26 protein-coding genes are annotated in these 26,791 nt (G+C 64.8%); 21 read left to right on the forward strand and 5 right to left on the reverse strand.

The features are described from left to right. Positions 1-4 precede the first annotated feature (4 nt). Genes DWF00_RS28140 through DWF00_RS28150 form a run of 3 tightly spaced genes read left to right on the forward strand, consistent with a single transcriptional unit; the run spans position 5 to position 2,668 of the window. Complete coding sequence (locus DWF00_RS28140) at positions 5-436, forward strand: Zn-ribbon domain-containing OB-fold protein (RefSeq protein WP_114832684.1); 432 nt, start codon at positions 5-7, stop codon at positions 434-436. After that, the gene (locus tag DWF00_RS28145; protein WP_114832683.1) at positions 375-1,499 is read left to right on the forward strand and encodes a CoA transferase; all 1,125 of its coding nucleotides are present in this window, start codon (positions 375-377) and stop codon (positions 1,497-1,499) included. Before DWF00_RS28140 ends, DWF00_RS28145 begins: the two co-directional genes overlap by 62 nt. Continuing rightward, on the forward strand, positions 1,496-2,668 hold the full coding sequence (locus tag DWF00_RS28150; protein WP_114832681.1) for a CaiB/BaiF CoA transferase family protein: 1,173 nt from the start codon (positions 1,496-1,498) through the stop codon (positions 2,666-2,668). The genes DWF00_RS28145 and DWF00_RS28150 overlap by 4 nt, the downstream gene beginning before the upstream one ends. Here DWF00_RS28150 and gcvA read toward each other — a convergent pair. Then, positions 2,646-3,611 carry a transcriptional regulator GcvA gene (gcvA, locus tag DWF00_RS28155; protein ID WP_181832913.1) on the reverse strand — a complete coding sequence of 322 codons (966 nt, stop codon included), beginning with the start codon at positions 3,609-3,611 and terminating at the stop codon, positions 2,646-2,648. The two genes, DWF00_RS28150 and gcvA, sit on opposite strands and share 23 nt — an antisense overlap. Before the next feature lie 261 nt (positions 3,612-3,872). Here gcvA and DWF00_RS28160 point away from each other — a divergent pair, with 261 nt between their 5' ends. The 10 genes from DWF00_RS28160 to DWF00_RS30170 all read left to right on the forward strand — a co-directional run bounded on the left by DWF00_RS28160 (position 3,873) and on the right by DWF00_RS30170 (position 12,899). Further along, positions 3,873-5,042, forward strand: a complete 1,170-nt coding sequence (locus DWF00_RS28160) for a thiolase domain-containing protein (RefSeq protein ID WP_114832679.1) — start codon at positions 3,873-3,875, stop codon at positions 5,040-5,042. Further along, complete coding sequence (locus DWF00_RS28165) at positions 5,042-5,431, forward strand: Zn-ribbon domain-containing OB-fold protein (protein WP_114832677.1); 390 nt, start codon at positions 5,042-5,044, stop codon at positions 5,429-5,431. The genes DWF00_RS28160 and DWF00_RS28165 overlap by 1 nt, the downstream gene beginning before the upstream one ends. Positions 5,432-5,633: 202 nt before the next feature. Beyond that, on the forward strand, positions 5,634-6,407 hold the full coding sequence (locus tag DWF00_RS28170; RefSeq protein ID WP_114832675.1) for an enoyl-CoA hydratase/isomerase family protein: 774 nt from the start codon (positions 5,634-5,636) through the stop codon (positions 6,405-6,407). Between the two features lie 55 nt (positions 6,408-6,462). Then, positions 6,463-7,149: a 3-oxoacid CoA-transferase subunit A gene (locus DWF00_RS28175; RefSeq protein ID WP_210207957.1), complete on the forward strand. Its 687-nt coding sequence runs from the start codon at positions 6,463-6,465 to the stop codon at positions 7,147-7,149. Between the two features lie 8 nt (positions 7,150-7,157). Beyond that, positions 7,158-7,844, forward strand: coding sequence for a 3-oxoacid CoA-transferase subunit B (locus tag DWF00_RS28180; RefSeq protein WP_425453191.1), 687 nt, complete (start codon positions 7,158-7,160; stop codon positions 7,842-7,844). Between the two features lie 58 nt (positions 7,845-7,902). Continuing rightward, positions 7,903-8,886, forward strand: coding sequence for a Bug family tripartite tricarboxylate transporter substrate binding protein (locus DWF00_RS28185; protein ID WP_114832672.1), 984 nt, complete (start codon positions 7,903-7,905; stop codon positions 8,884-8,886). Between the two features lie 75 nt (positions 8,887-8,961). Beyond that, the gene (locus tag DWF00_RS28190) at positions 8,962-9,417 is read left to right on the forward strand and encodes a tripartite tricarboxylate transporter TctB family protein (RefSeq protein ID WP_114832670.1); all 456 of its coding nucleotides are present in this window, start codon (positions 8,962-8,964) and stop codon (positions 9,415-9,417) included. Positions 9,418-9,419: 2 nt separating this feature from the next. Next, positions 9,420-10,925: a tripartite tricarboxylate transporter permease gene (locus tag DWF00_RS28195; protein WP_114832668.1), complete on the forward strand. Its 1,506-nt coding sequence runs from the start codon at positions 9,420-9,422 to the stop codon at positions 10,923-10,925. A 363-nt stretch (positions 10,926-11,288) separates the two neighbouring features. Continuing rightward, positions 11,289-12,317: an ABC transporter substrate-binding protein gene (locus DWF00_RS28200; RefSeq protein ID WP_181832912.1), complete on the forward strand. Its 1,029-nt coding sequence runs from the start codon at positions 11,289-11,291 to the stop codon at positions 12,315-12,317. Between the two features lie 423 nt (positions 12,318-12,740). Then, positions 12,741-12,899, forward strand: a complete 159-nt coding sequence (locus DWF00_RS30170; protein ID WP_114832664.1) for an AraC family transcriptional regulator — start codon at positions 12,741-12,743, stop codon at positions 12,897-12,899. Positions 12,900-13,020: 121 nt separating this feature from the next. Here DWF00_RS30170 and DWF00_RS28210 read toward each other — a convergent pair whose 3' ends face one another. Then, the gene (locus tag DWF00_RS28210) at positions 13,021-13,731 is read right to left on the reverse strand and encodes a L,D-transpeptidase (protein ID WP_114832662.1); all 711 of its coding nucleotides are present in this window, start codon (positions 13,729-13,731) and stop codon (positions 13,021-13,023) included. Positions 13,732-14,763: 1,032 nt separating this feature from the next. On the opposite strand from DWF00_RS28210, the gene DWF00_RS28215 reads away from it, so the two are divergent. The 4 genes from DWF00_RS28215 to DWF00_RS28230 all read left to right on the forward strand — a co-directional run bounded on the left by DWF00_RS28215 (position 14,764) and on the right by DWF00_RS28230 (position 20,188). Continuing rightward, a complete protein-coding gene (locus DWF00_RS28215) occupies positions 14,764-16,542 on the forward strand; it encodes a tetratricopeptide repeat protein (protein ID WP_114832660.1) in 1,779 nt (592 codons plus the stop codon). Positions 16,543-17,325: 783 nt separating this feature from the next. Beyond that, the gene (locus DWF00_RS28220) at positions 17,326-18,231 is read left to right on the forward strand and encodes a helix-turn-helix transcriptional regulator (RefSeq protein ID WP_114832658.1); all 906 of its coding nucleotides are present in this window, start codon (positions 17,326-17,328) and stop codon (positions 18,229-18,231) included. A gap of 69 nt (positions 18,232-18,300) precedes the next feature. Next, positions 18,301-18,786, forward strand: a complete 486-nt coding sequence (locus tag DWF00_RS30025) for a MerR family transcriptional regulator (RefSeq protein ID WP_114832657.1) — start codon at positions 18,301-18,303, stop codon at positions 18,784-18,786. A 385-nt stretch (positions 18,787-19,171) separates the two neighbouring features. Further along, positions 19,172-20,188, forward strand: a complete 1,017-nt coding sequence (locus DWF00_RS28230; protein WP_181832911.1) for a helix-turn-helix transcriptional regulator — start codon at positions 19,172-19,174, stop codon at positions 20,186-20,188. A 164-nt stretch (positions 20,189-20,352) separates the two neighbouring features. On the opposite strand, the gene DWF00_RS28235 is transcribed toward DWF00_RS28230, so the two are convergent. Continuing rightward, positions 20,353-21,198, reverse strand: coding sequence for a helix-turn-helix domain-containing protein (locus DWF00_RS28235; RefSeq protein ID WP_114832653.1), 846 nt, complete (start codon positions 21,196-21,198; stop codon positions 20,353-20,355). A 405-nt stretch (positions 21,199-21,603) separates the two neighbouring features. Then, positions 21,604-22,530, reverse strand: a complete 927-nt coding sequence (locus DWF00_RS28240; protein WP_114832651.1) for a LysR family transcriptional regulator — start codon at positions 22,528-22,530, stop codon at positions 21,604-21,606. 156 nt (positions 22,531-22,686) lie between these two features. Here DWF00_RS28240 and DWF00_RS28245 point away from each other — a divergent pair, with 156 nt between their 5' ends. The 4 genes from DWF00_RS28245 to DWF00_RS28260 all read left to right on the forward strand — a co-directional run bounded on the left by DWF00_RS28245 (position 22,687) and on the right by DWF00_RS28260 (position 26,396). Continuing rightward, positions 22,687-23,460 carry an SDR family oxidoreductase gene (locus tag DWF00_RS28245; RefSeq protein ID WP_114832712.1) on the forward strand — a complete coding sequence of 258 codons (774 nt, stop codon included), beginning with the start codon at positions 22,687-22,689 and terminating at the stop codon, positions 23,458-23,460. Positions 23,461-23,525: 65 nt separating this feature from the next. Then, positions 23,526-24,902, forward strand: a complete 1,377-nt coding sequence (locus DWF00_RS28250; RefSeq protein WP_114832649.1) for an aldehyde dehydrogenase family protein — start codon at positions 23,526-23,528, stop codon at positions 24,900-24,902. A 20-nt stretch (positions 24,903-24,922) separates the two neighbouring features. Further along, on the forward strand, positions 24,923-25,183 hold the full coding sequence (locus DWF00_RS28255) for a hypothetical protein (protein ID WP_245974365.1): 261 nt from the start codon (positions 24,923-24,925) through the stop codon (positions 25,181-25,183). Between the two features lie 10 nt (positions 25,184-25,193). Further along, complete coding sequence (locus DWF00_RS28260) at positions 25,194-26,396, forward strand: low temperature requirement protein A (protein ID WP_114832645.1); 1,203 nt, start codon at positions 25,194-25,196, stop codon at positions 26,394-26,396. A 120-nt stretch (positions 26,397-26,516) separates the two neighbouring features. Here DWF00_RS28260 and DWF00_RS29620 read toward each other — a convergent pair. After that, positions 26,517-26,791 (reverse strand): hypothetical protein (locus DWF00_RS29620; RefSeq protein WP_181833314.1); only part of this gene is annotated, 275 nt, incomplete at its 5' end.

Consider the following 26,791-nt stretch of genomic DNA (forward strand, 5'->3'; position numbering starts at 1 on the left):
CATCATGGGCCTCTCCCAGCGTGTGCTCACGCTCTACGACCAGCCGATGTGGGACAGCATCGAGCAGCAGCGCTTCGCTCTGCAGCATTGCGACGATTGCGCGACGGTGCGCTATCCGCCCGGGCCGATCTGCCCGCATTGCCTGTCGCTGGCCGCGAGCTGGAAGCCGCTCTCCGGCCGCGCCACCATCCTGTCCTGGGTGGTCTTCCACCGCCAGTATTTCGACGATTTCCCGCCGCCCTACAATTCGGTCGCGGTGCAGATCGCGGAGGGGCCGATCGTCGTCTCCAACCTGATCGGCGACGAGCCGGACGGCTCCTGGATCGGCGCCGAGGTCGAGTTCGTCTATCGCCGCCAGGGCGAGCGGATGCAGCATGCCGTCCGGCTCCTGCGCAGCGGGCCAGTCGCGGGAGGCAGCGATCAGACCGCTCCATGACGTCGCGATCGTCGAAGCCTATGCGCTGGATGCGCCGCTGGGCCTGCGCCTGGCCGGCGGCCTGGCGGGACGGATCGCGGCCGATCTCGGCGCCCGCGTGGTCAAGCTCGTACCCCAAGGCGGCGACCCTCTGGACCGCGTCGCCCCGTTCATCGGCGGAACCAGCACGGTCGCGGCCTTTCTGAACGCCGGCAAGCAGATCGTACTCGAAGACGACGAGGCGCTGGCCCGGCAGCTTGCGGAGGCCGACGCCACCATTCTCGACTGCGGCCTGCATGCCGGCCTCGCCGACCTCGCCGACCTGCCTGCGGTCGTCGCGGTGCTGTCGCTATTCAAGCCGGGGGCGGTACACGGGCCGGCCAGCGCCTTCACCGTGGCGGCGCTCGGCGGCCTGCTCGACATGGTCGGCGATCCCGAGCGCGAGCCGTTGCGGCTCGGCGGGCACCAGATGGCCTATTCCACCGGGCTCGCCGCCTATGCCGGGCTCGCCGCCGCCCTGTGCAAGCCGAAGGTCGCCGGCAGGCCCGCGCCGGAGACCGTGCAGGTCTCGATGCTCGACACCGTGGTCTGGCTGAACTGGAAGAGCGCGCCCTTCGTCGCCTCCGCGCCAGCGCTGACGCGTGCGGGCGCCGCCGCCGAATGGCAGGTGGTCCGCTGCGCCGACGGCTGGATCGCGCTGGTCTATCAGGACGCGGACTGGCGGGCGCTCTGCGACATGGTCGACGACCCGCGCCTGCGGGCGCCCTGCTTCCTCGACCGGGCCGAGCGCCTGCGCCGGGCAGGCGAGGTGACGCAGATCATCGCGGAGCGCTTCCTGTCGCGGAACCGCAAGGAGCTGCATGCCGCGGCACTGGCGCGACGCTTGCCGCTCGGCCCGGTCTGGAGCCCGGAGGACCTCGTCGCCGATGCCCAGAACGTCTCACGCGGTCTCTTCGCGACGGTCGATCTCGGCGAAGGCGTGGAGGCGGCCATGCCGCGCCTGCCGGTCATCTGGGGCGGTCGGATCTTTACGCCCGATGCGCCTGCGCCGGTCCGACGCGAAGCCATGGCTGACAGCCCATGAACTCCGCGCCCCTGCATGGCTGCCGGGTGCTCGATCTCGGCATCATCACCGCCGGAGCCGCGACCTCGGCCCTTCTCGCCGATATGGGCGCGGAGGTGATCAAGGTGGAATCGCCGAGCTACCGGGATCCGTTCCGGCTCTGGACGGCGGGCGATCCGGCCGCGCAGGCAGGCGGGGTTCCGCCCTTCTTCCGCGCCACCAACCGCAACAAGACCAGCATCAGCCTCGACCTCAAGCACGAGGCCGGGCGGGCCGCCTTCCTGCGCCTGGTGGCGGAGAGCGATCTCGTCGTCGAGAATTTCCGCCGCGGCGTGCTCGACAGGCTCGGGCTCGGCTACGAGGCGCTGCGCACCGCCAATCCCGAGATCATCCTCGCCTCGATCTCGAGCCAGGGCGAAACCGGACCCGATGCGGCCTATGTCTCCTATGGCTCGACGCTGGAGGCGGTCGCCGGGCTTGCCTGGATGACCGGCTATCCCGAGGGGCCGCCGACGATCAGCGGCCGCGACGTCAACTATCCCGACCAGGTGGTGGCGCTCTTCGCCGCCGGCATGATCGCGACGGCCTGGCGCGCGCGCCGGGATGGCGCGGGCGGCACCCATCTCGACATGTCGCAGCGCGAGCTCACCAGCTTCCTGTGCGGCGAAGCCTTCCTCTCGGCAGGCAGCGAGACGGCCTCCGCGCGCACCGGCAACGAGCAGGCGCCGCACCGCCTGCAGGATTGCTTCTGCGACCGCGACGGCGACTGGGTCGCGGTGACGATCGACGATGCGGAGGTCGACGGGCTGTGCCGGCTTCTCGGCGTGCAGGCCATGCTGTCCGATGCCGAGATCAAGACCGAACTCCGCGTCTGGATCGCCGAGCGGCCGGCGAGCGAGGCGGTCCCGGCGCTGGCTGCGGCGGGGATCGCCGCCGCCATGGTCCATAACGGCAAGTCGCTGCTGGGGCAGCAGCACCGCCTTTGGGACAGCGCGCTGGCGCGGGCGGAGGATGGCGGGCTGTTGAAGGGCTTCCCCTTCCAGCTCGCGGAGGCGCCGCTCCGGATCGAGTGCGATGCGCCGGGCGTCGGCAGCCACACGGCCGAGATCCTGATGCGGATTGCCGGCTATTCCCGAGACGAGGTTGCCGCGCTCGCCCGCGACGGCATCATCGAGGTGGCGGGGGAATGAGGTCGAACGTGGCGCCGCGTTCGATCGGGAACTTGTATTTCCGGGCGTAGCGCCCGGCCTCGCCCAGGATCCAGTCGCGGAAGGCCATCAGCCGCGGGTTCTTCTCGGCGCGTTCGAGATAGGTCAGGTAATAGGCGTTGCCGTTCTGGAAGACGAAGTCGAAGGCCGGGACCAGCCGGCCGAGCTCGATATCCTCGACGACGAGCGCCATCTGGCCGATCGCGATGCCGATCCCGTCGATCGCCGCCTGGTAGGCCAGGCTCGAACTCTCGAAACGCAGGCTGTGGCCGGCATCGACGGCATCCGCGCCGGCGGCGGCGAGCCAGTCGCGCCAGTCGTCGGGGCGCGCCAGCGAATGCAGCAGCGTGTGCCGGCTCAGATCGTTCGCATGCCGAAGGGCCGGGCTGGTGGCCAGCAATTGCGGGCTGCAAACCGGGACGAGCTCGCCGCCGGCAATGCGATGGGCGATGAGGCCGCTCCAGTCGCCACGGCCGAGCTGGATCGAGATATCGACGTCGCCGGCGCCGAGGATCGAGGCCGGCATCGGCGTGAAGGACGTCGTCAGCTGAATCTCGCGGGTCGGATCGAGCTTGTGGAACAAAGGCAGGCGCGGCATCAGCCAGCGCAATGCGAACGTCATGGCGCAATGGACGTGCAGCGGCTGCTCCTTATGGGCGTTGAGCAGCCGTTTCGTCGCGCCGTCGGTGCGGTCGAACACATCGGTCAGCGCCGCGACATAGGCGCGGCTTGCCTCGGATATGCGCAGGTCGCGGTTGGTCCGGTCGAACAGCTCGACCCCGAGGAAGTCCTCGAGAAGCTTGATTTGCCGGCTTACGGCACCGGGTGTGACGTGGAGTTCCTCGGCTGCGCGGGTGAAGCTGACATGCCGTCCGGCAGCCTCGAAGGCGCGCAATGCGTTGAGCGGCGGCAATCGCCAGGCCATGCCATCGTCCTGTGAGGAAAACTCAAGCAGGCTTATCGTTATGTCGTTTGACGCACAAGGTTTTTTGGCCGATGCGAGAGGCCGCCGGCTGCGGAACGGGAAACACGCTCCGGCCGGAAACGAGCCTAGATCGCCGTGCGTCCCATCGGACGCAAAGTGGCGATCTAGGCCTTTGTTATTGCATCGGATTCTTCCGAAAACCGGATTCCACTTTTCGGGCCGATGCTCTAGGGAGAGCAGCGTGCGAGGCTGGGGCAGGCGATGAGCATCAAGGGCAAGGCCTATATCGCGGGAGCCTTCGAGCACCCGACGCGCAAGGCGCCGGACAAGTCGGTGGCGCAGCTGCATGCCGAGGTCGCGCTCGGCGCGCTCGCCGATGCCGGCCTGAGCAAGGACGATGTCGACGGCTATTTCTGCGCCGGCGATGCGCCCGGCACCGGGCCGCTCTCGATGCTCGAATACATGAACCTCAAGGTCCGGCACGTCGATTCGACCAATATCGGCGGCTCGTCCTACATCGCCCATGTCGCCCACGCCGCCCAGGCGATCGCGCTCGGCAAGTGCAACGTCGCGCTGATCACGCTGGCCGGGCGGCCGCGCAGCGACGGCTCCTCGACCGGCGCCGCGCCGCGCCGCGACAATCCCGAACAGCCGGATTTCCTCTGGGAGAGCCTGTTCGGCATGGAGACGCTCAACGCTTACGCGATGTGCGCCATGCGGCACATGTACGAGTTCGGCACCACGAGCGAGCAGCTCGCCTGGATCAAGGTCGCTGCCTCGCACCATGCCCAGCACAATCCCAACGCCATGCTGCGCAACCTCGTCACGGTCGACGAGGTCCTGGCCTCGCCGGTGATCGCCGATCCGCTGCACCGGCTCGACAGCTGCGTCGTCAGCGACGGCGGCGGCGCGTTGATCGTGACCAAGCCGGAGATCGCGCGCAGCCTGAAGCGCCCGCTGGTCAAGGTCATGGGCGCCGGCGAGGCGGTGAAGCACCAGTCCGGCGGGCAGGTCGACCTGACCTATTCCGCCGCCGTCAGGTCCGGGGCGATCGCGTTCGAAGAGGCCGGGGTGCGGCCGGCCGACATCAAGTACGTCTCGCTCTATGACAGCTTCACCATCACGGTGCTGGTTCAACTCGAAGACCTCGGCTTCTGCCGGAAGGGCGAGGGCGGCCGCTTCGTCGCCGACGGCAACCTGATCTCGGGCCAGGGCAGGCTGCCCTTCAACACCGATGGCGGCGGGCTGTGCAACAACCACCCGGTCCATCGCGGCGGCATGACCAAGGTCATCGAGGCTGTCCGGCAATTGCGCGGCGAGGCGCATCCGGCGGTGCAGGTCCCGAACTGCGACGTGGCGCTGGCCCATGGCACGGGCGGCCTCATCAGCATGAGGCATGGCGGCGCAACCCTGATCATGGAGCGCGAGTGATGAGCACGGATGCGGTGACGGCGCTGGCCCTGCACAATCCGGAAACCAACGCCTTCTGGGCGGGGCTGATCGAGGGACGCTTCCTCGTCAGGCGCTGCGAGGATTGCGGCGAGGCGCATTGGTATCCGCGCGCGATCTGCCCGTTCTGCTCCAGCAGCAGGACCGGCTGGCAGGAAGCCTCGGGACGGGGGGTGATCTACTCCTACAGCATCATGCGGCGCGCAAAGGTGCCTTACGCCATCGCCTTCGTCAGCCTCGCTGAGGGGCCGACTATGATGACCAACATCGTCGATTGCGATTTCGAGGCGCTCGCCATCGGCCAGCCGGTCAAGCTGGCGATCAGGCGGCGCGAGGACGGCCTGGCCTTGCCGATGTTCACCCCTGCCTGAGCCTGACCGTGGGCGTGCCCGGCTCTTGTGAGGAAACCTCAAGGGAAGCCGCCATTAACTCGTTTGACCCGGCGCGGGCGCCGGCGGAAAGCTCAAGCGGGAACCTACCCGTGCGACGCCGCAAGACGCCGCGCTGTGGCTGTCCAAGAAGGTATGACCCCGCCCGGCGCCCGCCGGCTCGCGTCTGGAGGATCACCCAGGAATGTCGGTCGATTTTTCGATCCGGGACCATGTCGCAACGGTCGTCCTGAACCGGCCCGAAGCGATGAATGCGATAGACCCGGAAACGCAAGCTGCCCTGCTCGATTGCTGGGCCCGGATCCGGCAGGATGACGACGTGCGCGTCGTCATCCTGACCGGTGCGGGCGAACGCGCCTTCTGCACCGGCGCCGATCTCAAGAAGACGATGCCGCCGGCCGAGAGCTATGCCGCGCTCGCCTTCGGCGCGGGCGACGAGGCCTTCTCGAACCAGCTCGAACTCGACAAGCCGATCATCTGCGCCATCAACGGCTATGCGCTCGGCGGCGGGCTGGAGCTGGCACTGGCCTGCGATATCCGCATCGCCGCCGACACGGCGCGCTTCGGGCTCCCCGAGGTCAAGGTCGGCAGCATTCCCGGCGATGGCGGCACCCAGCGCCTGCCCCGCACGATGGGCGCAAGCGACACGATGCTGCTGCTCCTGACCGGCGACCATATCGACGCGCAGGAGGCGAAGCGGCTCGGCCTGATCAGCCGCATCGTGCCCCCGGCGGATCTGCTGGCGGAGGCGCAGGCGATCGCCGGGCGCATCGCCGCCAATGCGCCGCTCTCGGTCCGGGCGGTGAAGCGTCTCGTCAAGCAGGGCGCCGGCCTGCCGCTCGATGTCGCCATCGCGACCGAGCGGCTGGTCTGGGGCGTGCTGCGCGATACCAGGGACCGGATCGAGGGACGGCGCGCCTTCCAGGAAAAGCGCAAGCCGGTCTTCACGGGATGCTGATGCCGATGCCCCTTCACCGTCACCAGGGCCCGACCGGGCCAAGTGCAACGCCATGATCGACAAGCGTGTCGCCAGCATCGCCGAAGCCATGGCCGGCGTGCCCGATGGCGCGACCGTCCTGGTCGGCGGCTTCGGGGCGGTCGGCCATCCCTATGCGCTGATCGAGGGCTTGATCGAACATGGCGCCCGCGAGCTGACGATCGTCACCAACAATGCCGGCTGGGCCGCCGATTCAGGCCTGCCCAAGCTGATGGGTCTGGGGCGGGTGCGCAAGATCATCTGCAGCTTCCCGCGCGGTTCGAGCGTCTTCGACGAGCTCTACCGGGCCGGCAAGATCGAGCTCGAGATCACGCCGCAAGGCACGCTTGCCGAACGCATCAGGGCGGCGGGCGCCGGCATCCCGGCCTTCTTCACCGCCACTGCAGCCGGCACCAGGCTCGCGGCCGGCAAGGAGGTGCGCGAGATCAACGGGCGCTCCTACGTCCTGGAACAGGCGCTGCATGGCGACGTCGCGCTGGTCGAGGCCTGGCGCGCCGATCGCTGGGGCAACCTGATCTATCGCGGCACCGGCCGGAACTTCAATCCGATCATGGCGATGGCGGCGGAGCTCACCATCGTCCAGACCCAGGAGATGGTCGCGCTCGGCGATCTCGACCCCGAGGCCATCGTTACGCCGGGCATCTTCGTGAACCGCGTCGTGCCGGTGCCTTATGGCGATCCACCGCCGGCCAGGGCGGCTTAAGGCCGGACATGGTGATGACGATCTCGACAGCACCCCAGTTTGCTCCCCTGAGCCGCGCCGCGATGGCCGCCCGCGTGGCCGCCGATATTCCCGAGGGCTGGTACGTCAACCTCGGCATCGGCATGCCGACGCTGGTCGCCGATTGCGTCCCGGCCGATCGGGAGGTGGTCTTCCATTCCGAGAACGGGCTGCTCGGCATGGGCCCGGTCGCGACGCCGGAAAACCTCGATCCCTGGATCGTCAATGCCGGCAAGCAGAACGTCACGCTGCGCAGCGGTGCCTCGCTGTTCCACCATGCCGACAGCTTCGCGATCATCCGCGGCGGCCATCTCGACCTCTGCCTGCTCGGCGCCTACGAGGTCGCCGAGACTGGCGACGTCGCCAATTGGGCGACCTCCGAGACCGAGGCCGCGCCCGCCGTCGGCGGCGCCATGGACCTCGCCGTCGGCGCCAGGCGGCTCTGGGTGATGATGGAGCATACGACCCGCGACGGCAGCCCGAAGCTGGTCGAGCGCTGCTCCTATCCGCTGACCGCGCAGCGCGCGGTGAAGCGCATCTACACCAATCTGGCTGTTATCGAGGTCACGGACCAGGGCTTCGTCGTGAGCGAAATCACCGCCGGCCTCTCATTCGACGATCTGCAGGCGCGCACCGGGGCCAAGCTCCATCGCGGCGCGGGTCTGAAGCAAGACTGAACACCCGGGGAGCGGGTGAAGCAAAAACCAGAAACTGAACTCACAGGGAGGATCGATCATGCTGCAAGGACTGAGGCTATCGGCTGCCATCGCCGCGCTATCATGCGCCTTGGGTCTCGCACCCGCCGCCGCGCAGGAGAAAACCTATCCGGCGAAGCCGATCACCCTCGTGATCCCCTTCGCGCCCGGCGGCTCGGTCGATGCGGTGGTCAGGACGCTGAAGCCGCATCTCGATGAACGGCTGAAGCAGCCGATCGTCGTCGACTATCGCGGCGGGGCCGCGACCACGATCGGCACCGGCGTCGTCGCCCGCGCGCCCGCCGACGGCTATACGATCGGCGTCGTCGTCGACGCGCACACGGTCAATCCGAGCCTCTACAAGGACCTGACCTACAACACCTTCACCGATTTCGCGCCGGTGACGCTGATGGGCACGATGCCGCTGGTCGTGGCGGTGAACGCCTCGTCCGAGTTCGACACGCTGGCCAAGCTGGTCGCCGTCGCCAAGGCCAAGCCGAAAGCGCTGGCCTATGGCACCGTCGGGACCGGCAGCATCAACCATCTCGCCGTCGAGCTGTTCAGCCGCGCCGCCGGCATCGAGCTGACGCATGCGCCCTATCGCGGCGGCGGACCGGCCGTCACCGACCTGCTCGGCGGCCATATCCACCTGATGCTGATGTCGGCGACCCTGGCCAAGCCCCAGATCGATGCCGGCAAGTTCCGCGCGCTCGCCGTCACCTCGAAGGAGCGCCTGCCGACCCTGCCCAACGTGCCGACGGTCGCGGAAAGCGGCTATCCCGGCTTCGAGGCCTTCGCCTGGCAGGGCATCGTGGCGCCGGCCAAGACGCCGCCGGCGATCGTCGACCGGCTCCAGAAGGAGACCAAGGCGGTGCTCGACCTGCCGGAGGTGCGCAAGCAGCTCGGCGAGCTCGGCTTCGTCGTCGCGGCCTCGACCCCGGCCGAGTTCGCCGCCTTCATCAAGTCGGACGCCGAGCATTGGGCCAAGGTGATCGAGACCGCGAACGTCAAGCCCGAGAATTGATCCCGCCTCGCATGCCGGGCGCTCCATGGCGGAGCCCCGGCATCTCCCGTCACGCCAGGAATATCGAGGTGACGCGTGCGTCGTATCGATAACGTCACCGATCTGGTCTCCGGCCTGCTGCTGGTCGGCCTCGCGCTGCTGGCGCTGACCCTGACCTGGCCGCTGCGGCTCGGCTCGGCGACCCAGATGGGGCCGGGCTACGTGCCGCGGCTGCTGTGCTATCTGCAGATCGGGCTCGGCCTGATGATCATCGCCCAGAGCCTCGTGACCCAGGGCGGCCCGCTGGAAAAATGGGCGCCCCGGCCGATCGTCTGGGTGCTTGCCGGCCTGGCCTTCTTCACCTTCGCGATCGAGCGCCTCGGGCTGGTCGCCGCCGTGATCGGCCTCGTGCTGCTCTCCTGCCTGGCCCATCGCGGCACGCGCCCGCTCGAGGCCGCCTTGCTCGGCATCGGGCTCGCCGTCTTTTCCGTGCTCCTCTTCGTCGAAGCGCTCGGGTTGCCGATCCTCGTCTGGCCGGGCTTTGGAGACTGACGATGGAGACTTTGCTCGGCCTCTATCACGGCCTGACCATCGCGCTGCTGCCGACCAACCTGCTGTACTGCCTGGTCGGCGCGCTGATTGGCACGCTGATCGGCGTGCTGCCCGGGTTAGGGCCCGTCGCGACGGTGGCGATGCTGCTGCCGGTGACGCTCTATCTGCCGCCGGTCACGGCGCTCATCATGCTCTCGGGCATCTATTACGGCGCGCAATATGGCGGCTCGACTACCGCCATCCTGGTCAACCTGCCCGGCGAGAACTCCTCGGTCGTCACCTGCCTCGACGGCTACCAGATGGCGAGGCAAGGCCGCGCCGGCCCGGCGCTGGCCGTGGCGGCGCTCGGCTCGCTCTTCGCCGGCTGCGTCGCGACGCTGTTCATCGCCTTCTTCGCGCCGCCGCTGGCCGTGCTCGCGCTGCTCTTCGGCCCGTCCGAATATTTCGCGCTGATGGTGCTTGGCCTGATCGCGGCGATCGTGCTGGCGCAGGGCTCGCTGCTCAAGGCGCTCGGCATGATCGTGCTCGGCCTGCTGCTCGCCTCGGTCGGCACCGACCTCAATTCCAGCCTGGGCCGCATGACCTTCGGCATTCCCGAGCTTGCCGATGGCATCGGCTTCGTGCCGCTGGCCATGGGCGTCTTCGCCGTCGGCGAGATCATCAAGAACCTGGAGAAGCCGGAAGAGCGCAGCCTCGTCACCGGGGATATCAGCAACCTCTGGCCGACGAAGGACGATTTCAGGCGGTCATGGCCGGCGGTGCTGCGCGGAACCGCACTCGGCTCGGTGCTCGGGCTGCTGCCGGGCGGCGGCGCGATGCTGAGCTCCTTCGCCGCCTATGCGCTCGAAAAGCGGCTCTCACGCGAGCCGGAGCGCTTCGGCCGGGGCGCGATCGAGGGCGTGGCTGCGCCTGAATCGGCCAATAATGCCGGCGCTCAAACCTCATTCATCCCGCTGCTGACTCTCGGCATCCCGGCCAATGCCGTGATCGCATTGATGGCCGGCGCCATGATGATCCACGGCATCCAGCCGGGACCGCAGGTGCTGACCAAGAATCCGGAGCTGTTCTGGGGCGTGGTCGCCTCGATGCTGATCGGCAACGTGATGCTCGTCATCATCAACCTGCCGCTGATCCGGATCTGGGTGGCGCTGCTCAAGATCCCCTATCACCTGCTTTACCCGGCGATCCTCGTGTTCTGCTGCATCGGCGTCTACAGCATCAACAAGAGCGTCTTCGAGGTCTCGCTGCTGCTGGTCTTCGGCCTCATGGGCTACCTGTTCCTGAAGCTGCGCCTGGAGCCGGCGCCGCTGCTGCTGGCCTTCGTGCTCGGGCCGCTGATGGAGGAGAACCTGCGCCGTGCGATGGTGCTCTCGCATGGCGACCCGACGGTCTTCGCCACCCGCCCGATCAGCGCTGGATTGCTGCTGCTCGCGCTGGCGCTGCTCGCCCTGGTGACGCTGCCGATATTCCGCCGCACGCGCGACGTCGCCTTCAAGGAAGAGGGCTAGCGTTGTTTTGCCCGGCACTTTGGTCCGTGTGAGAACTGACCGCGCGCCCGGGAGCAGACATCGGGAGACTACCCGGAACCGGACACTCCTCGCTGGCCCAAGCAACGTCGGCTCGCGACCCGATGGAGGCTTTCGGCGCCCGCGAGGATGATGCCTGCCGTTGGCCCTTCCCGACCTTGACGACGGCTGCCTTAGGCGGCGGCATGCCCGGGAGTACGCAGATGGATTTCACATTGCGAGCCGGTATCGCGCTGGTTTTGACCTCTCTTGGCGAGAAGATTTAGAAGCATTCTCCCCCACCCCGATGCCATGATGCCGGCCAGCCGCGTCGACCGTTCGTCGTGCGGCGGGGCGGAGCTTGATATGATCGACCGTAGAACTTTGCTTGCGCTGGCGGCCGGCACCATGGCCGGGATAGGTCCCGGCTTCGCCCAGGGCACGACGCTGCGCATCGGCTATGTGCCGGTCATCGGAGCGAGCGCCCTGTTCGTCCTTGCCGGCGACGGATCGACACGGGATGCCGGCTTCGATCTGAAGCTCACCAAGTTCGATTCCGGCCCGAACGCCATTCAAGCCTTCGCCTCCGGCACGATCGACATCCTGGTCATCGGGATCGCCCCGGTCGCCGTCGCCCGCGCCCGCGGGCTCGACGCCTCGGTCATCGCCGCTGCCGCCGTCGGCGGCGCAGCCTTCGTGGCGGGGCCCGCGCTCGCCAAGGCCTTCGCTGAGAACGGCAATGACCCTGCCAAAGCCTTCGCTGCCTTCAGGGCCGCGACCGGCCGCAAGGCCAAGCTGGGCACCTTGCCACCCGGCGGCGTGCCGACGGTCGCCCTGCACCACTGGCTCTGGAAAGTGGGCAAGGTCGAGCGATCCGATGTCGAGATCGCCAACATGGGCATCGAGGTGGTGCAGCAGGCCATGCTGAGCGGCGCCATCGATGGCGGCACGCTACTCGAACCCTCGGCCACCCTGGTGACCGAGCGCGACCCGCGCACCAAGCGCATCGTCAATTCGCCGGACATGTTCCCGAACATTCCAGGCGTCGTCGTCGCAGCCTCGGGAAGCCTGCTGAAAAGCCGGCCCGACCTGGCCGAGCGCTTCGTCGGCCTGTTCCATCGAGCGACGGAGTTGGTCCGCACGGACCCCGCCAAGGCGGCGCCGCTCGTACTCGCCGCCCTCGGCGGCGGCCTGGTCGCCGAGGACACGATCACGCGAGCCTTGACCTCGCCGGCGGTGAGCTTCGTCAACGACCCCGCCAGGATCCGCAAGGCGACCGAGGACCTGCTCGCCTATCAGGTCGAACTCGGCGACTTTCCCACCGCACCGGCGCTCGATGGCCTGTTCGATCAAGCTCTCTACGAGCGCGGGCTGCGGACAGCGGCGACACGCTGAGCATCGCACCTCCGGTCATTCTTATCGCCGGACGGCGACCGGCCGATATCTGCGTCCCGAGTTCCGCTACAGGCGCGAAACAGTCGGGCGAGATAAGGACGAAATTGGCGCTGGCCGGAACTCGTGGTTCGCACGTCACAGCCGGCCTGGGCAAAAAGCCTAGGTTCGAGGCCACCCGGTTCTCAGCAGAGAACCGAAATGGCTCTCTCCCAGAGTTGAATTGAACCCAGCCGGTTGTTCCCTGCACGCAAGCGCGCGGACGGCATCTCGGTCTACGTGATCCCAAGCGTGAACGAGGCCGCCTGACAGTCGTCCGCTCCGGCAAGACGGCGACGGCAGGGGTCGCTCCCGGCGAGCACTGCTGGAGTTCCGCTACCGACAAGAAAGGGCGCCCGCGCGGGGCGCCCTTTCAGTTCGAGCCGGATGGGGAGCGCCGCTCAGACGAAGCGGAAGTCGTCCGGCGACAGGGCGGAGAGCTGCTGGTTGCAAGTCGGCTTCGCCCAGCCTTCGACGTTCTATCGGCAGTTCCGGATGCGCTACGGCCGGACGCCGTCCGAGATCCGGCAGACCTTGCTCAGCTAGAGCACGACATCATGCTCTAACTCTTGGATGAATCTGAATCCGTCTCCAGGCCTCTGAGAACGGCCCCGTTCCTTGCGCTGCCCGCACGGGCGGCGCCTGGACCGGGCGCTGACGCCGTTGCCTATGCCGGCAGGACGACCACCTTCGTCTTGACCGGCGTCCGTGAGTACAGGTGCATCATGTCCTGGCTGAGGAGGCCGACACAGCCGCTTGTGATGCCCGAGCCGATCGTTTCGGGATCGCTGGAGGCGTAGATCGTGTAGAGCGTGTAAGCGCCGTTCTGATAGAGATAAAGCGTGCGGGCGCCGAGCGGGTTGTCGAGGCCGCCCGGCATGCCGCCGGCGTATTTGGCGGCCTCGGGCTGGCGCTTGATCATCTCCTTGGGCGGCGTCCAGGTCGCCCATTCGGCCTTGCGCCCGATATAAGCGTCACCGCTCCACAGGAACCCGTCGCGGCCGACATTGGCACCATAGCGGGTGGCGGATCCTTCGTCCTCAACCCGGTAAACGTAGTAATTGCTGGGATCGACGATGATCGTGCCCGGCGCTTCCTTGGTCTCGTAGCGAACCGTCCGGCGGAAATATTTCGGATCGACCTTGGTGACATCGACCGCCGGGATCGGGAATTTCTCCTCGGGCACCGGCCCGTAGACCTTCTCCGCCTCGGCAAGGCTCATGCCGTCGGACGTCACGCAACCGCCTAGCCCCAGCGCGCCGAGACCGACGGCGGAGCCGACCAGAAACGACCGGCGATTGAGAAGCCCCGACCGACGCTCGAGCTGAGCGATCTCGCCCATCTTGCCGGCATCGGCATTCGCACCGTCCATGATCATGATGTGGCAGTTTCCCATGTCTTGTTGCCCGACGAGAGTATACCGACATACACCCGCTCAATGTCTTACTGAGCTGAGATTGCCGTCGCACGGCTCGGCTGGCAAGCTCGGACCTTCGCTGCGCGAGGCTTGCCATACACCAAAGCCGGTAACGTCCACGCGGTCTCGCAGTCCCACTCGCGCTGGCTTCGACCAGGACATGCAGGTCGCGGCATCGCTCGGTCAGCGGTGTCTCGGCTCATTCGCCCGGCAGAATCGGGCTCACGCCTTCCCCGAAAACTCCGGAGAATCAGGCTCGACGCGCTGCATGGGAGGGATCGCTAGATCGCCGTGCGTCCTATCGGACGCACAGTGGCGATCTAGACTTTTGTTATTGCATCGGATTTTTTCGAAAACCGGATTCCACTTTTCGGTCCGATGCTCTAAAACTGGCTGGCGGCGGCGGAAGATCGTCCCGAGTCGCTCTCTCCCCGGCGGTCAGCAACTCCCGTCCTCAGACGCGCGTCGACAAAGGTGGCCGACAGCGCGACGAGGGTCTTGCCATCTTTGGCCAGGCTGTGTGGAGAGTGCCGATCGCGAGGGCGAGGCGGCTTCGGCCAGTGCAGCCTCGCGACCGTGACGGCATTGCTGCTCGCTAGATCGCCGTGCGTCCTATCGGACGCAAAGTGGCGATCTAGGCTTTTGTTATTGCATCGGATTGTTCCGAAAACCGGATTCCACTTTTCGGTCCGATGCTCTACGGCGAGCGTCGCGCTCGGGTCGACATCGCTGAAGTTAACTGGAAGCGCCCGCGGCACCATTGTCGGAAAACGCGCCAGGATATCAAAATCGCACCATAAAACTCGCCGACCTAAATCGAAACATTGCCTTTCCTTGAAGTTCATATCAGAAATACGCACCATGACCTTTGAACAACCTATAGTAAATTACACAGTAATCCTTTGCCTGAATAAATTTATACGGCAACGCTGAGACGCTCATCGATGGATCGATCGCATCGATAAAACGGAAAGCTTAAAGACAAAAATACACATGCCAATCGACGACAAGACGAAGCGAGAGGTCCTAGAGTGGCTTCTATCCCAACCGACATTGCGGCTATCGAAACGCAACAAGCAATTTCTTCGCTTCGTTGCAGAGGAATCCATCGCCGGAAGGGGGAATAGGATAAAGGCCTATACGATCGCGGTTGAAGTTTTCGGGCGATCCCCCGACTTCGACGGCGGTCTCGACCCTGTCGTACGAATAGAAGCGGGGAGGCTGCGTCTCGGCTTGGCGCAGTACTATGCGAACGAGGGACGATTGGACCCCATTCGCATCGCGGTCCCTCCCGGTGGCTACGAGCCCATGTTCGAGGTCATGAGTGGCTCAGTGCTGGAGGCGATGGCCGGAGATCGCGTCAGCCCGCCTGCCGGCCAGCCGAGCCGTAACACTCAACTCAGCGGCGCGCATGTCGTTGCTTCTCAGGCCCCGGCCTCCAGAGACAAGACTGTGTTCGTACGAGCCACGCTCGGATTCATCCATTTGCGAACGCTATGGAAGATCGTGCCAATTGGTGCGCTGGCTCTGGCCGCCGCCGCCTACTTTTGGGCGCCATGGCAACGCGACGGCGCGACGGAAACGCCGACAGCTGTGGTGCTCCGCGCTGTTCCCGTGACATCGGACGTTCCCACGTTGGCGCTGGCGAGAACGTTGTCGGAGGCCTTGCCCGCGTCTCTTGCCCGTTTTGGCGGGCTATCCGTCGTCGCGCCCATGGGCGACCAGAGCAGCGAAGATGTCGTCGCCAAGGTTACCGGGCAGGCCTCCCCGTCCCGGAAGATCTATGTCGTTACCATGCTCGTCACGATCGACGACTTGGTAACTCGCGCGAGCTGGCAGGTTTTCAATGGGCGCGACCAGGCCCTTCTATGGTCCGGCGCATCGGAGACAAGGGCGGGCCATGGGAGATCGGCAGCGCCGGAGGACGCGATAGCGGAAAAGATCGCCGCGGCCATAGCCTCCCGGGGAGCTCTGATACCATCGCACGAGCGCAAGACCATCGTGGGGAATCCGACTCCTGGCTACGCGTGCATAGCGCGAGCAAGAGACCTGTTCGTCCTCGATGACGCCATTCGGAAAGTTCTGATCGATTGCCTGGAGCGGACGGTTGCGCAGAATCCCGAGCATGGCGAGGCATGGGGTTGGCTGGCCTATGCCTATGTCGATGAGAGCCGCGTCCAAATCGCAGACTCCAATGCCTCGGCAGAAGCGTTGCGGCGCGCGGCTGCCGCCGTTGAGCGCGCCGAGCGCTATGCTCCATATCTGGCCACGACCTACCAATTTGCGTCCACCGTCGCGTTTCAGCAGGGCGACATCGAGAAATTCGAGCGCACGGCCAAAAGGGCCATCGAGCTCAACCCCAGCGATCCCAGCCTTCGGATTACCTATGGCAACAGACTGGAAGCCATAGGCCGCTATGATGAGGGTGTCGCGATCCTGAAGGAGGCCGTTGCATCGCGCCCGACACCGGTGGCGACGGATTATTTTGTGCTCGTCCTGGATCTCTATCGGCGGCAGCAATACCGCGAAGCCGTTGCCATGCTGGAGCGGCATCCGGCCCCCAATTTATATCATTATTGGCTTATGATGGCGGCCGCGCAGAGCCATCTCGGCAACACGGCCGCTGCCTCGAATGCAGTGAAGCGCCTCCTGGAGATCCGCCCGAATTACGGCAGCCTCATGCGCAAGGATTTCCAGTATCGCCGCTTTGAACAGGCGCGCATCGACGATTTCGCCGCCGCCCTGAAAAAAGCCGGGCTGGCCGTCGACTAAGCGTCTTGGCCGAGCGCCGCACTCAGATGGCATCGGCCGATACAGCACGCATCCGCAGCGTCTGCACACAATGTCGCTAGAGCGGGATGCCGTCCGAAAACCGGTGCCCACTTTTCGGCATCATCCTCTAGCGCCAATAGTACCCCTGCCCTAGCGACCGGGAGCTGCCTATTGGCCGCTCCGCAAAGAGTGTGACCGCGAGGCAGCGCGGGCCGTTCAGAGCGACTGGAAGCCGCGCCTTCGCGACAACGGTCACGGGGGTCGCCAGCATCGCCGCCAACCGAGCAGCAACGCCATACCGCAAGAACGGCTCAGGAAGACAGAGCGCTTCGAGGCGCACCAACGTGACCGGACGTGGAATTCATCTGCTCGTCTGACTCCCCGATTGCGCGAGCAACGCCTGTTACATGGCCGCGTGCGGCCGGTGCCATCCGCATCGGAAGAGCTTTTCGCACCAGAACGCCTCTGACCCATGCCTGATCAGCTCGTTCGACGCGCCGTATTACGTATCAACGCAACGGCCCTTCGAAGACGAAACCGTATCTAACGGTAAAATACATACCGTTGCGTTCTGTCGAACGACCGTACGGCAGCGTACCTGATTTTCGTCAACGAAGAGAATTGATGTATCCAAATCACAGATTCATTTTGAATACGTCTCAATTATTGTCGATAAATAGCGGATCTACTTTCCAGTATCGAGCAGAGACGATCAATTATCTACATCAAATACCTAGATTTTACTGTATTTCACACGTCGAATCGAAGAGGTGATGCGCAACGATGTCGCACGGTCAGGAATTCGCGAGAACTTCGGAAGGCGGCATGGCCGCCAGGAGAAAGGCGCACGCCGCTATCGCGCCCGAACCAGTCGTGCCTTTGGCCACTGACAAAGCACTGATTCAGGCTCAGCTGGAGCTTTACCAGCATGATGATTGCCACGCGTTGTTCGGGATATGCGAAGGGTCCCTGCTTCATCGCGTGAATGGAAAAATCTTCAAATACGCAGCAGGGACCTGGTTCGCTCTGCAGCCTGGCCAAAGCTTCGATATCGATCCCATATTTGCGTGGAGCGGTTGGCTGATCGTATTTCGCAGCGACGCGCTGGCCGCCAATCGGGACAGTCGCGTCATCGACGAGATCAAGGCCAGCATCGCGCTGGTCGATATCAGCGGCAACGTGCGTCTGGAATCTGACGACCATCGCGCATGCTCGGCCAGCGTAAATCAGATGGTTCTCGACGCCGATTCCGTGAACGATAGGTTTCATCGGGCGGCTTTGTTGAAAAGCCAGCTGCAGACCGTCCTGTTTCGGTTTGCAAAGGCCAGCCGCGCGTGCCTTCCGTCGATCGGCCAGCCCGAGCATATTGTTCGGCTTGATCGCTTCAAGCGCGTTGTAGAGCAGGATTTTCGGCGCCTACATACGGTCGGCGCTTATGCAAAGCTTCTCGGCTACTCGGAGAAGACTTTAGCGCGCTCCACGCTGGAGGCCTGCGGATTATCGCCAAAGACAATCCTAAGGAAGCGCATTGCGACAGAAGCCAGACGTCTTCTTCTTCATAGCGCGCAGAGCGTATCAGCAATAGGCCATGATCTCGGCTTCGCCGAGCCGAGCGGGTTCGTTAAATTCTTCAAACGAGAGACGGCCTTAACACCGGCCGAATTCAGAAGAAGCTATAGATCGTGGTAGCACACTGGCAAACGTAGCGGCATTTGGCTCATATACGACTAAACTTGTCGTTCGAATTAGGAATACGTCATGAACGAACGATCCCTGAAGGCGATATTATCCGATTCAGCTGCATACCTCGAATCGGCGGAGGCTTCGGAATACGGCGCCGAAGGTCATGCAGGAAAAAATCAAGCACCGAAAAGCACTATTTCGGATCTCGCGCGCGATTTCGGCGTCACATTCCGTGCGCTACGCTTCTATGAATCCCGTGGTCTTCTGTCACCGACCCGAGATGGAGTGCAGCGAATTTACTCGCCTGCCGATCGGGCTCGACTTGCACTGATCTTGAAGGGCAAACAGCTCGGCTTCACCCTCAATGAGATTTACGCCATGGTGGCAGAAGAGAAACTCGCCGACACGAGAGCCGATCGGAATGCGGCAACCTTGGCCGGACTTCACTTGACGCACAGGCAGATCGCCGAACAGCTTGAACTGCTGCGCAACCAGCAAAGGGACGTTGCCGTCGCGATTGCCGAGCTCGAGGTCGCTTTTCAGCGCGTTCGCGCGGGTTGAACCCCAAGTGCCGCCCAACGCGGGGGCGCAACCTGATCGCGGCGCCGCTCTATCGCTGGCTGAGCGACGAGCCAACGGGGTCTTCATGGCGGGACAGTTGACGGCGCAGTATCTTGACGAAGATGACGCGGCGGCTAAAGCTAAGCTTGGATATTCGAGCGTAAACGCGCGCTCGTCCCGCTACGGCACCCCCGATGAATCTCATCCGTTCGTGCCAGCCATGCCGGCACGCCTTTGATCCGCCCAGCCCCCGCCTGGATCTGCGCTGGTCGTCGGAATCGAACATGGGCCGCATATCTTCTGCTCTGATCGGATCGCGAGAGCTCAAAAAGGTATCGCAACTGCATCTTGCGTTGAGGGAGGACGAAGCACGATGAGCTCCAGCTTGGATCTCGATGTCGATGATCTCATGAGCGCGCTCAGATCGAAGCCAATTCTGTCCGGAACGGAGGTATGGGACCCACTTGAGAAGGTAATCCTCTCTCCTCCTTCATATCGACTGATCGATATCGGCTTCGTCCTATGCCTGCAGAATTACCGCATGCTCCAGCCGTCGCGCAGCCGGCTGATGCGGCGTAACTGCGTGACCCTGCAATTTACCCAGTCCGGTGCGTACCGCCTTTACGGCAGCGGCCAGGTCAGGCAGGTCCGCTCCGGGTCCGTCCGGCTGAATGCGATGCCCGCTTCCGTTTCGGAATTCGCGGGGAACATGCACATGCGGGGGGCCAGCATCTTCATCGAGCGCGAACTCTTGATCGACAGCTTCGGCCTGCGCCCCGATCTCTGGCCCGCGGAATATCGCGCCACCTTCGCCACGAAGGCGCCATCCCCGGTCTCGATAGAAATGCCGCTCACGCCGGAGATGTGGCTGATCCTCGATGCGATGATCGACTGCACCTTCAACGAGCCCATCCGAAACGTGTACCTGACGGCCAAGGCCATGGAGCTGCTATCCTTGACCGTCATGCTGTTCAACGGCTTGGCCCGTCCCAATGCGGTTGCCGGCCTGAGCCCGGCAGCCCGAGAGCAGCGACTGATCGAGGCCGCCGCCTTGATCTACCGTAGCGAACTCGGCCGACCTCCCTCGATCGAGGCGCTGAGCCGCCGCCTTGGGCTGAACCGGAACAAGTTGACGGATGGCTTCCGATCCGCGTTCGGAACGACACCCGCCGAATACTCGCGGCAGATTCGCCTGGAATGGGCGGCGCGGCGTCTCTCCGAAGGACTGGATGTCGGCCAGGCGGCGGCTGAGGTGGGCTATGACAGCACCGCCGCATTTGGCCGCGCCTTCCAGCAGCGTTACAGCCGCACCCCATCGAGTCAAGCGCCGGCGGAACCCGTCGTTGCCGCAGGCTATCCAAGCCCGGGAGATGAGGCAGCCAGCTCGCATCTGGCAGGCTAGATCGCCGTGCGTCCTATCGGACGCAAAGTGGCGATCCAGGCTTTTGTTATTGCACCGGATTGTTCCGAAAACCGGATTCCACTTTTCGGTCCGATGCGCTAGATCGCCAAAAGTGAGAGCCCGGCCTACGCGAAAAGCCGATTTCCACCTTTTCGCGCCATGCTCTAGCCCCCTCTGCGAAACTCGGTCGGCGTCGCCCCCCAGACCTGCCGCATCATAGCGGTCATGTGGCTGTTGCTGGAGAAACCGGTGGACATTGCGATCTGGCTCAGGGGTGTGTCGCTGCTGGCGATCAAACTCCGGGCGTGAGCGAGGCGGGACGAGATCACGTACTGATGCGGCGACTGCCCCGTGGTCTGCTTGAACGCCCGGGCGAAATGGCTGGGCGACAAATGCGCGATAGCCGCCAGCCGCTCCAGGGAGAGATGCTCGGACAAATGGCCCTGGATGAAGTCGTTCACACGCCTCCAGACGCCTGGAGGAAGCCCGCCATTGAACACGCGCGGCTGGTGGCCTTTCAGCGACGAGTAGTTTCGCAGCAGATATGTCGAGAAAACCGTGACCAGAGCGTCGAGACTCTCTTCGCTACCGAGATCCGCATTCTCCACTTCCTGCCGCATCCGGCGGGCCAGGGCGTAGGCTTCATCGTCGACGAAGCCGAGCTTGGGCGGATGAAGCTCGAACGTGTCCCGATCGAACTCCAACCCGGCCAGGCGTTCGAACCGCGTCCCATCCACGGCGACGAGCAGGTTCTGCTTCTCGACCACCCAGCGCGCGAACAGCTCGCTGTGCTGCGGAATGATCTCGAGCGATCCGACCGGGGCGAGGCCGATGGCCTTCTTGTCGCTGTTGAGCGCGACCTGGCGTTGCGGCTGGGCCGTGAACATGACCAGCACCATATGCGCCGGCGCGGTGAAATGAATTGCGTTCGGGCCTGTTCGCGTCCGGGCGACGGCACCGCCATCGCGCTCGAATTTCGGCCCCCACTCGTCCGGGATACCCCTCAGCATCTCCCAAGCACCCTCGATTCTTGGAGGAAGCCGAAACCCGACCCTCCGCCACCGCAATGGTGGCGCAGAGTCAGCGCACCGTGATCGGGGCGCGTGTCGCGGCTTGCTCAACTCTGTCCCTTACGAAATGCCTCCGCCGGAGCGGGAGGCCCCGCTACGCCAGGAGTCGCAGGTACTCAGGCACCAAGGCGCAACCGCCCGGCACGATGAAGCCGCGATCTGGAGGCAGGCTGAGGAAAGCACCAGTGTCGGGCCCTCTGCAGCCCCCGAAATCTACGCGCTGGGGGTACCGCACTTCAAGTTACATTGAGCTGTTCGGGTAGACAGCCTTTCACGGAAACGCGCTGTTTTGTCAGATTCGTGCGGTGCTCGCGAAAATGGTCCGCGACATGGCGGCGGATGGCGTCATCCAGCCTTTTCCGGGGGAGGCTCCGACAGCAATTCGCGCTTCAACAGCCCGTCCAGCCAATCCGCGAAGACCTGCAGGCGGCGCGAGAGATGGCGGCGATGTGAATAGAGCAGCGTTACCGCCATCGACTCGGCGCGATGCTGGGGCAGCACCTCGACGAGCTCGCCGGCGAGGATGTGCTGTCGAACGTCGTAGGCCGGGACCTGGATGAGCCCGAGGCCGGCGAGGCAGCAGGCGATGTAAGCCTCAGCGCTGTTGACCGTGACGCGGCTGCGCAGCGCTTTCGTGCACGCGCTGTCCTGCTCCAGCCATTCCCAGTCCTCGATGCGGCCAGTGGCGGGCGACGCATAGTTGACCGCCCAATGCTCGGAGAGGTCGTCCGGCTTCAACGGAACGCCGTAGCGGGCGAGGTAGGCGGGGCTGGCGACGTTGATCAGGATCAGCTTGCCGATCGACCGTGCAACCAAGCCCGAATCACTTAAGGGCCCGACGCGCAGGACGCAGTCGACGCTGTCCTCCACCAGATTCACCGCACGATCCGTCACGCCAAGGTCGATATCGATCCCGGGATAGGCTGCAAGGAAATCCGGCAGCGCGGGGGCGATGACGAGCCTACCGATCCGGCCGGGAACGTCGATGCGGAGCTTGCCCGATGGCATTGCCCCGCTCTGCCGGAAGAGGCCTTCGGTCTCCTCGACATCGGAAATGACGCGCAGGCAGCGCTCGTAGAAGGCCGCGCCGTCCTGGGTGGGAGAAACGCGACGGGTGGTGCGGTGGAGCAGCAGCGCCCCGACGCGGGCCTCAAGCTCAGAGACCGCCGCCGACACCGAGGAGCGCGGCAGGCCGAGCGTATCGGCCGCCCGCGTGAAGCTGGAGCATTCGACCACCCGGGCGAATACGCGGAACAAGTCGATCCGGTCCAATGTCGCAAACGCTCAGATTGTGAGGACATCCTGTTATTGTGCGGATATTCTGACAGGTGATATCAGAATGGCCAGCTTTATTGTAAAATCCTAGACGATAATGTGCGGCGGCGAAAGCGGCTGCGTGGCGCGGCCGTCTGCAAGGAGACCGACGCCGTGACCGATCACAGCATCAAGGGCAAGACCGCCATCATCGCCGGCGGCGCGAAGAACCTGGGTGGGCTGATCGCCCGCGATCTCGCGGCCCAGGGGGCGAAGGCGATTGCGATCCACTACAACAGCGCCGCGAGCAAGGCGGATGCCGATGCGACGGTCGCCGCCGTGAAGGCGCTCGGGACTGAGGCCGTCGCCTTGCAGGCGAACCTGACCACGGCGGGCGCGAACGAGACGCTGTTCGCTGAAACCGTCGCCGCGATCGGCCGCCCGGACATCGCGATCAACACCGTCGGCAAGGTCCTGAAGAAGCCGATGGCCGAGATCTCCGAGGCCGAATACGACGAGATGACCGCGGTCAACTCCAAGGCGGCCTTCTTCTTCATCAAGGAAGCGGGCAAGCACCTCAACGACAACGGCAAGATCTGCACGATCGTCACCTCGCTGCTCGGCGCCTACACGCCGTTCTATTCGAGCTATGCCGGCACCAAGGCTCCGGTCGAGCACTTTACGCGCGCGGCCTCGAAGGAGCTCGGCGAGCGCGGCATCTCGGTGACCGCCATCGGCCCGGGCCCGATGGACACGCCATTCTTCTACCCAGCCGAGGGCACCGAGGCCGTCGCCTACCACAAGACGGCCGCCGCGCTCTCGAACTTCTCCAAGACCGGCCTGACGGACATCGAGGACATCGTCCCCTTCATCCGCCTGCTGGTCTCGGACGGCTGGTGGATGACCGGCCAGACCATCCTCGTCAACGGCGGCTACACCACCAAGTGAGCCGATGGGCGGCCGGGGCAACCCCGGCCGCCTCCCCTATTCGCGGCGCTTCCGGAGTTTGGGTCATGAGCAACAGGTTTCAGCCGCTCCTCGACGCGCAGCGGGAGCATTTCCTGACGGACGCGACGAAGAGCTACGACTGGCGGATGGACCAGCTCGGCCGCATGGAGCGGATGCTCCTCGAGAACAAGGACGCCTTCTGCGCCGCGCTCTATCAGGATTTCGGCAAGCCGCCCTTCGAGCAGCTCTTCGAGATCACCGTGCCGAGCGGGGTGATCAGGTACTACCGGGAGAATCTCCGCGAGCTGATGGCGCCGCAGCAGGTCGCGATACCTGCCGGGCTGGAGGCGACCGGCAACAAGGGCGTGATCTACAAGGAGCCCTATGGCGTCACGCTGGTGATCGGCCCGTTCAATGCCCCGATCCTGCTGCTGCTCGACCCGGCGATCGCTGCGCTCGCGGCCGGCAACACCGTCATCCTGAAGCCGGCCAACACGACGCCGGCGACCGCCGCGCTGTTCCAGGAACTGGTGCCGCAGTATTTCGCACCGGAGAACGTCACCGTCGTCACCGGCGGGCGCGAGGAGATCGGCGAGCTGCTGCTGCTCCCCTTCGACTTCATCTTCTTCACCGGCTCCTCGGCCGTGGGCAAGGTGGTGATGCGCGCCGCCGCCGAGCATCTGACGCCCGTCATCCTCGAACTCGGCGGGCAGAATCCGACCATCGTCGACGAAACAGCCAATCTCGACATCGCCGCCGACCGCATCGCCTGGGGCCATAACGCGATCTCCGGCCAATGGTGCATCGCGCCGGGCTATGTCTGCGTGCATGAGAGCGTCGCCGACGTTCTCGTCGGCAAGCTCAAGGCGTCGATCGTCAAGATGTACGGCGAGGACCCGAGCAAGAGCCCGGACTTCGCGCGCATGATCAGCACGCATGATGCAGAGCGGGTCGCCTCCTACATCATCCCCGGAAAGGTCGTGCACGGCGGGCGCTTCGACATCGCCGCGCGCTATGTCGAGCCGACCATCCTCTATCCCTCGGGCTGGGATGATCCGGCTCTGCAGCAGGAGGTCTTCGGACCGGTGCTGCCGGTGATGGCCTATCGCGACCTCAGGGAGATCGTCGGCATCATCAAGCGCAAGCCGAAGCCGCTGGCCGCCTACATCTTCAGCAAGGACAAGGCGGCGATCGACCATGTGCTTGCGAGCCTCTCCTTCGGCGGCGGCTGCGTCAACCAGACCAACCTGCATTGCTGGATCGACAGCCTGCCGTTCGGCGGCGTCGGCAATAGCGGCATGGGCAAGTATTACGGCAAGGCCGGCTTCGACGCGCTGAGCAACGCCAAGGCGATGCTGATCGGCAATCCGGACGTCGATCTCGATGTCTTCCCGCCCTATGCGGGCAAGGACATCGCCAGGAATCTCAGCGTGTTTTCTTAAGGAGAGTGTCGGACATGCACATGGCAATGGTGATCGGCGGCGGCATCGTCCTGCTCGGCCTCTTCCTCCTGTTCGGAAAGCTCTGGGGCGGCACCGACGCGGATCTTGCGCTTGCGGCCAAGCTGTTCGTCCCCGTCTGGCTCGCCATGTCGCTCACCAACATGTGGATCGGGGTGACGAAGGCCGGCTATTCGGTGCGGGACGAGTTGCCGATCCTCTTCCTCGTCTTTGCCCTGCCCGCCGCGGCCGCTGCCGCCGCGATCTGGCGAATGGCACGGTGAAGCGACGGATATGACCGACCAGTCTCCAGACCAGCATCCGCTCCTGCGCCGTCGCGACGGCCATCATGCCCGCGTCACCTTCGAAGAGCTGTTCTTCGATCTCGTCTACGTCTTCGCGGTCACCCAGCTCAGCCACGAATTGCTGCACAACCTGACCCTGACCGGCGTCGTCCAGACTTTGATCCTCTGGTTCGCCGTCTGGCTCGGCTGGCAATATACCTGCTGGGTCACCAATTGGTTCGATCCCGAGACCCCGCGCATCCGCTCCATGCTCTTCGCGCTGATGCTGGCCGGCCTCGTCATGGCTTCGGCCCTTCCCGAGGCCTTCGGCGAGCGGGCCCTGATCTTCGCCCTCGCCTATGTGGCGATTCAGGTCGGCCGCACCGCCTATATCGCCTGGGAGCTGGGTGCGGATCACCCGCTCTCGGCCAACTACCGGAGGATGCTCGGCTGGCTGATGATCTCGGCCATGTTCTGGATTGCCGGCGCCTTCGCGGAGAGCTGGATGCGCGGCGTGCTATGGGGGGTCGCCGTCGCCTGCGAATACGTCTCGCCGATGTTCGGCTTTCCACTGCCCCGCCTCGGACGCTCCAAGACGAGCGACTGGACGATCGAGGGCGGGCATCTCGCCGAGCGCTGCCAGCTCTTCGTCATCGTCGCGCTCGGCGAGACGCTGCTCGCCACCGGCGCGACCATGGCCGGGGCGAAGACGTGGGACATGTCGATCCTCTCGGCGTTGCTCGCGACCTTCCTCGGCACGCTCGCCATGTGGTGGCTCTATTTCGGGACGTCGAGCAAGGATGCGACGGAGACGATCGTCCGCTCCGCCGACCCGGGTCGTATCGGCGCGTACTTCCACTATATTCACGCCATCCTGGTCGCCGGCATCATCGCGACGGCCGTTGGCAACGATCTCGTGCTCGCGCATCCGCATGACCCGTTGAAAACGGCCTACGCGCTCATTCTTTCCGCCGGCCCGGTGGTCTATCTGCTTGGGAGCGCCGTCTACAAAAGGATCGTCTATGGCGTCGTGCCCGCGTCCCACGTCGCGGGCGTGGTCGCGCTCCTGCTTCTGATCCCTGTCGCGTTCACCGTCGATCTGCTGACCATGGGCTGGCTGACGACGATCGTCATGCTCGCAGTCGGCTCGTGGGAAGCGCGGCTGCTGCGCAGGCGCCTTCTTAGCGACGCCCCCGCCCCGACGGTCCATTGAAGCAAGAGCGAAGCGCGAACGATATCAAGCGAGGTAGAGCTTCACATCTCGGCCACGCCCTTCGCTTTATCCGGGCATAAGCACAGTCGCTTCAATCAAAGTTTATTTCTCAAGTCTGTTTCATTTCAGCGAGGCTTCGACGGCTTGTTTAAAGCCTTCTGCGCGGAAGGCCGCCTGTAGCGTTACGGTACGTAACTGGTAGCGGTATGGGTACGGGAAGACGCCTGGCGGGGGTGCGGCGGTGTAGCTGAAGTGGATGTCCTTGCCCTCGCGCAGGGCGAGGATGTCGTTTCCGCTGAGCGGCCAGAACATCTGGCAGCCGGTCTCGTTGCACAGGCGCGGCGCCAGCCTAGTCGTCTCGACCGTCTCGGGCGCCTGGCGCGGCTTGCCGCCCT

The organism is Allobosea caraganae, assembly GCF_003351345.1.
Lineage (GTDB): Bacteria > Pseudomonadota > Alphaproteobacteria > Rhizobiales > Beijerinckiaceae > Allobosea > Allobosea caraganae.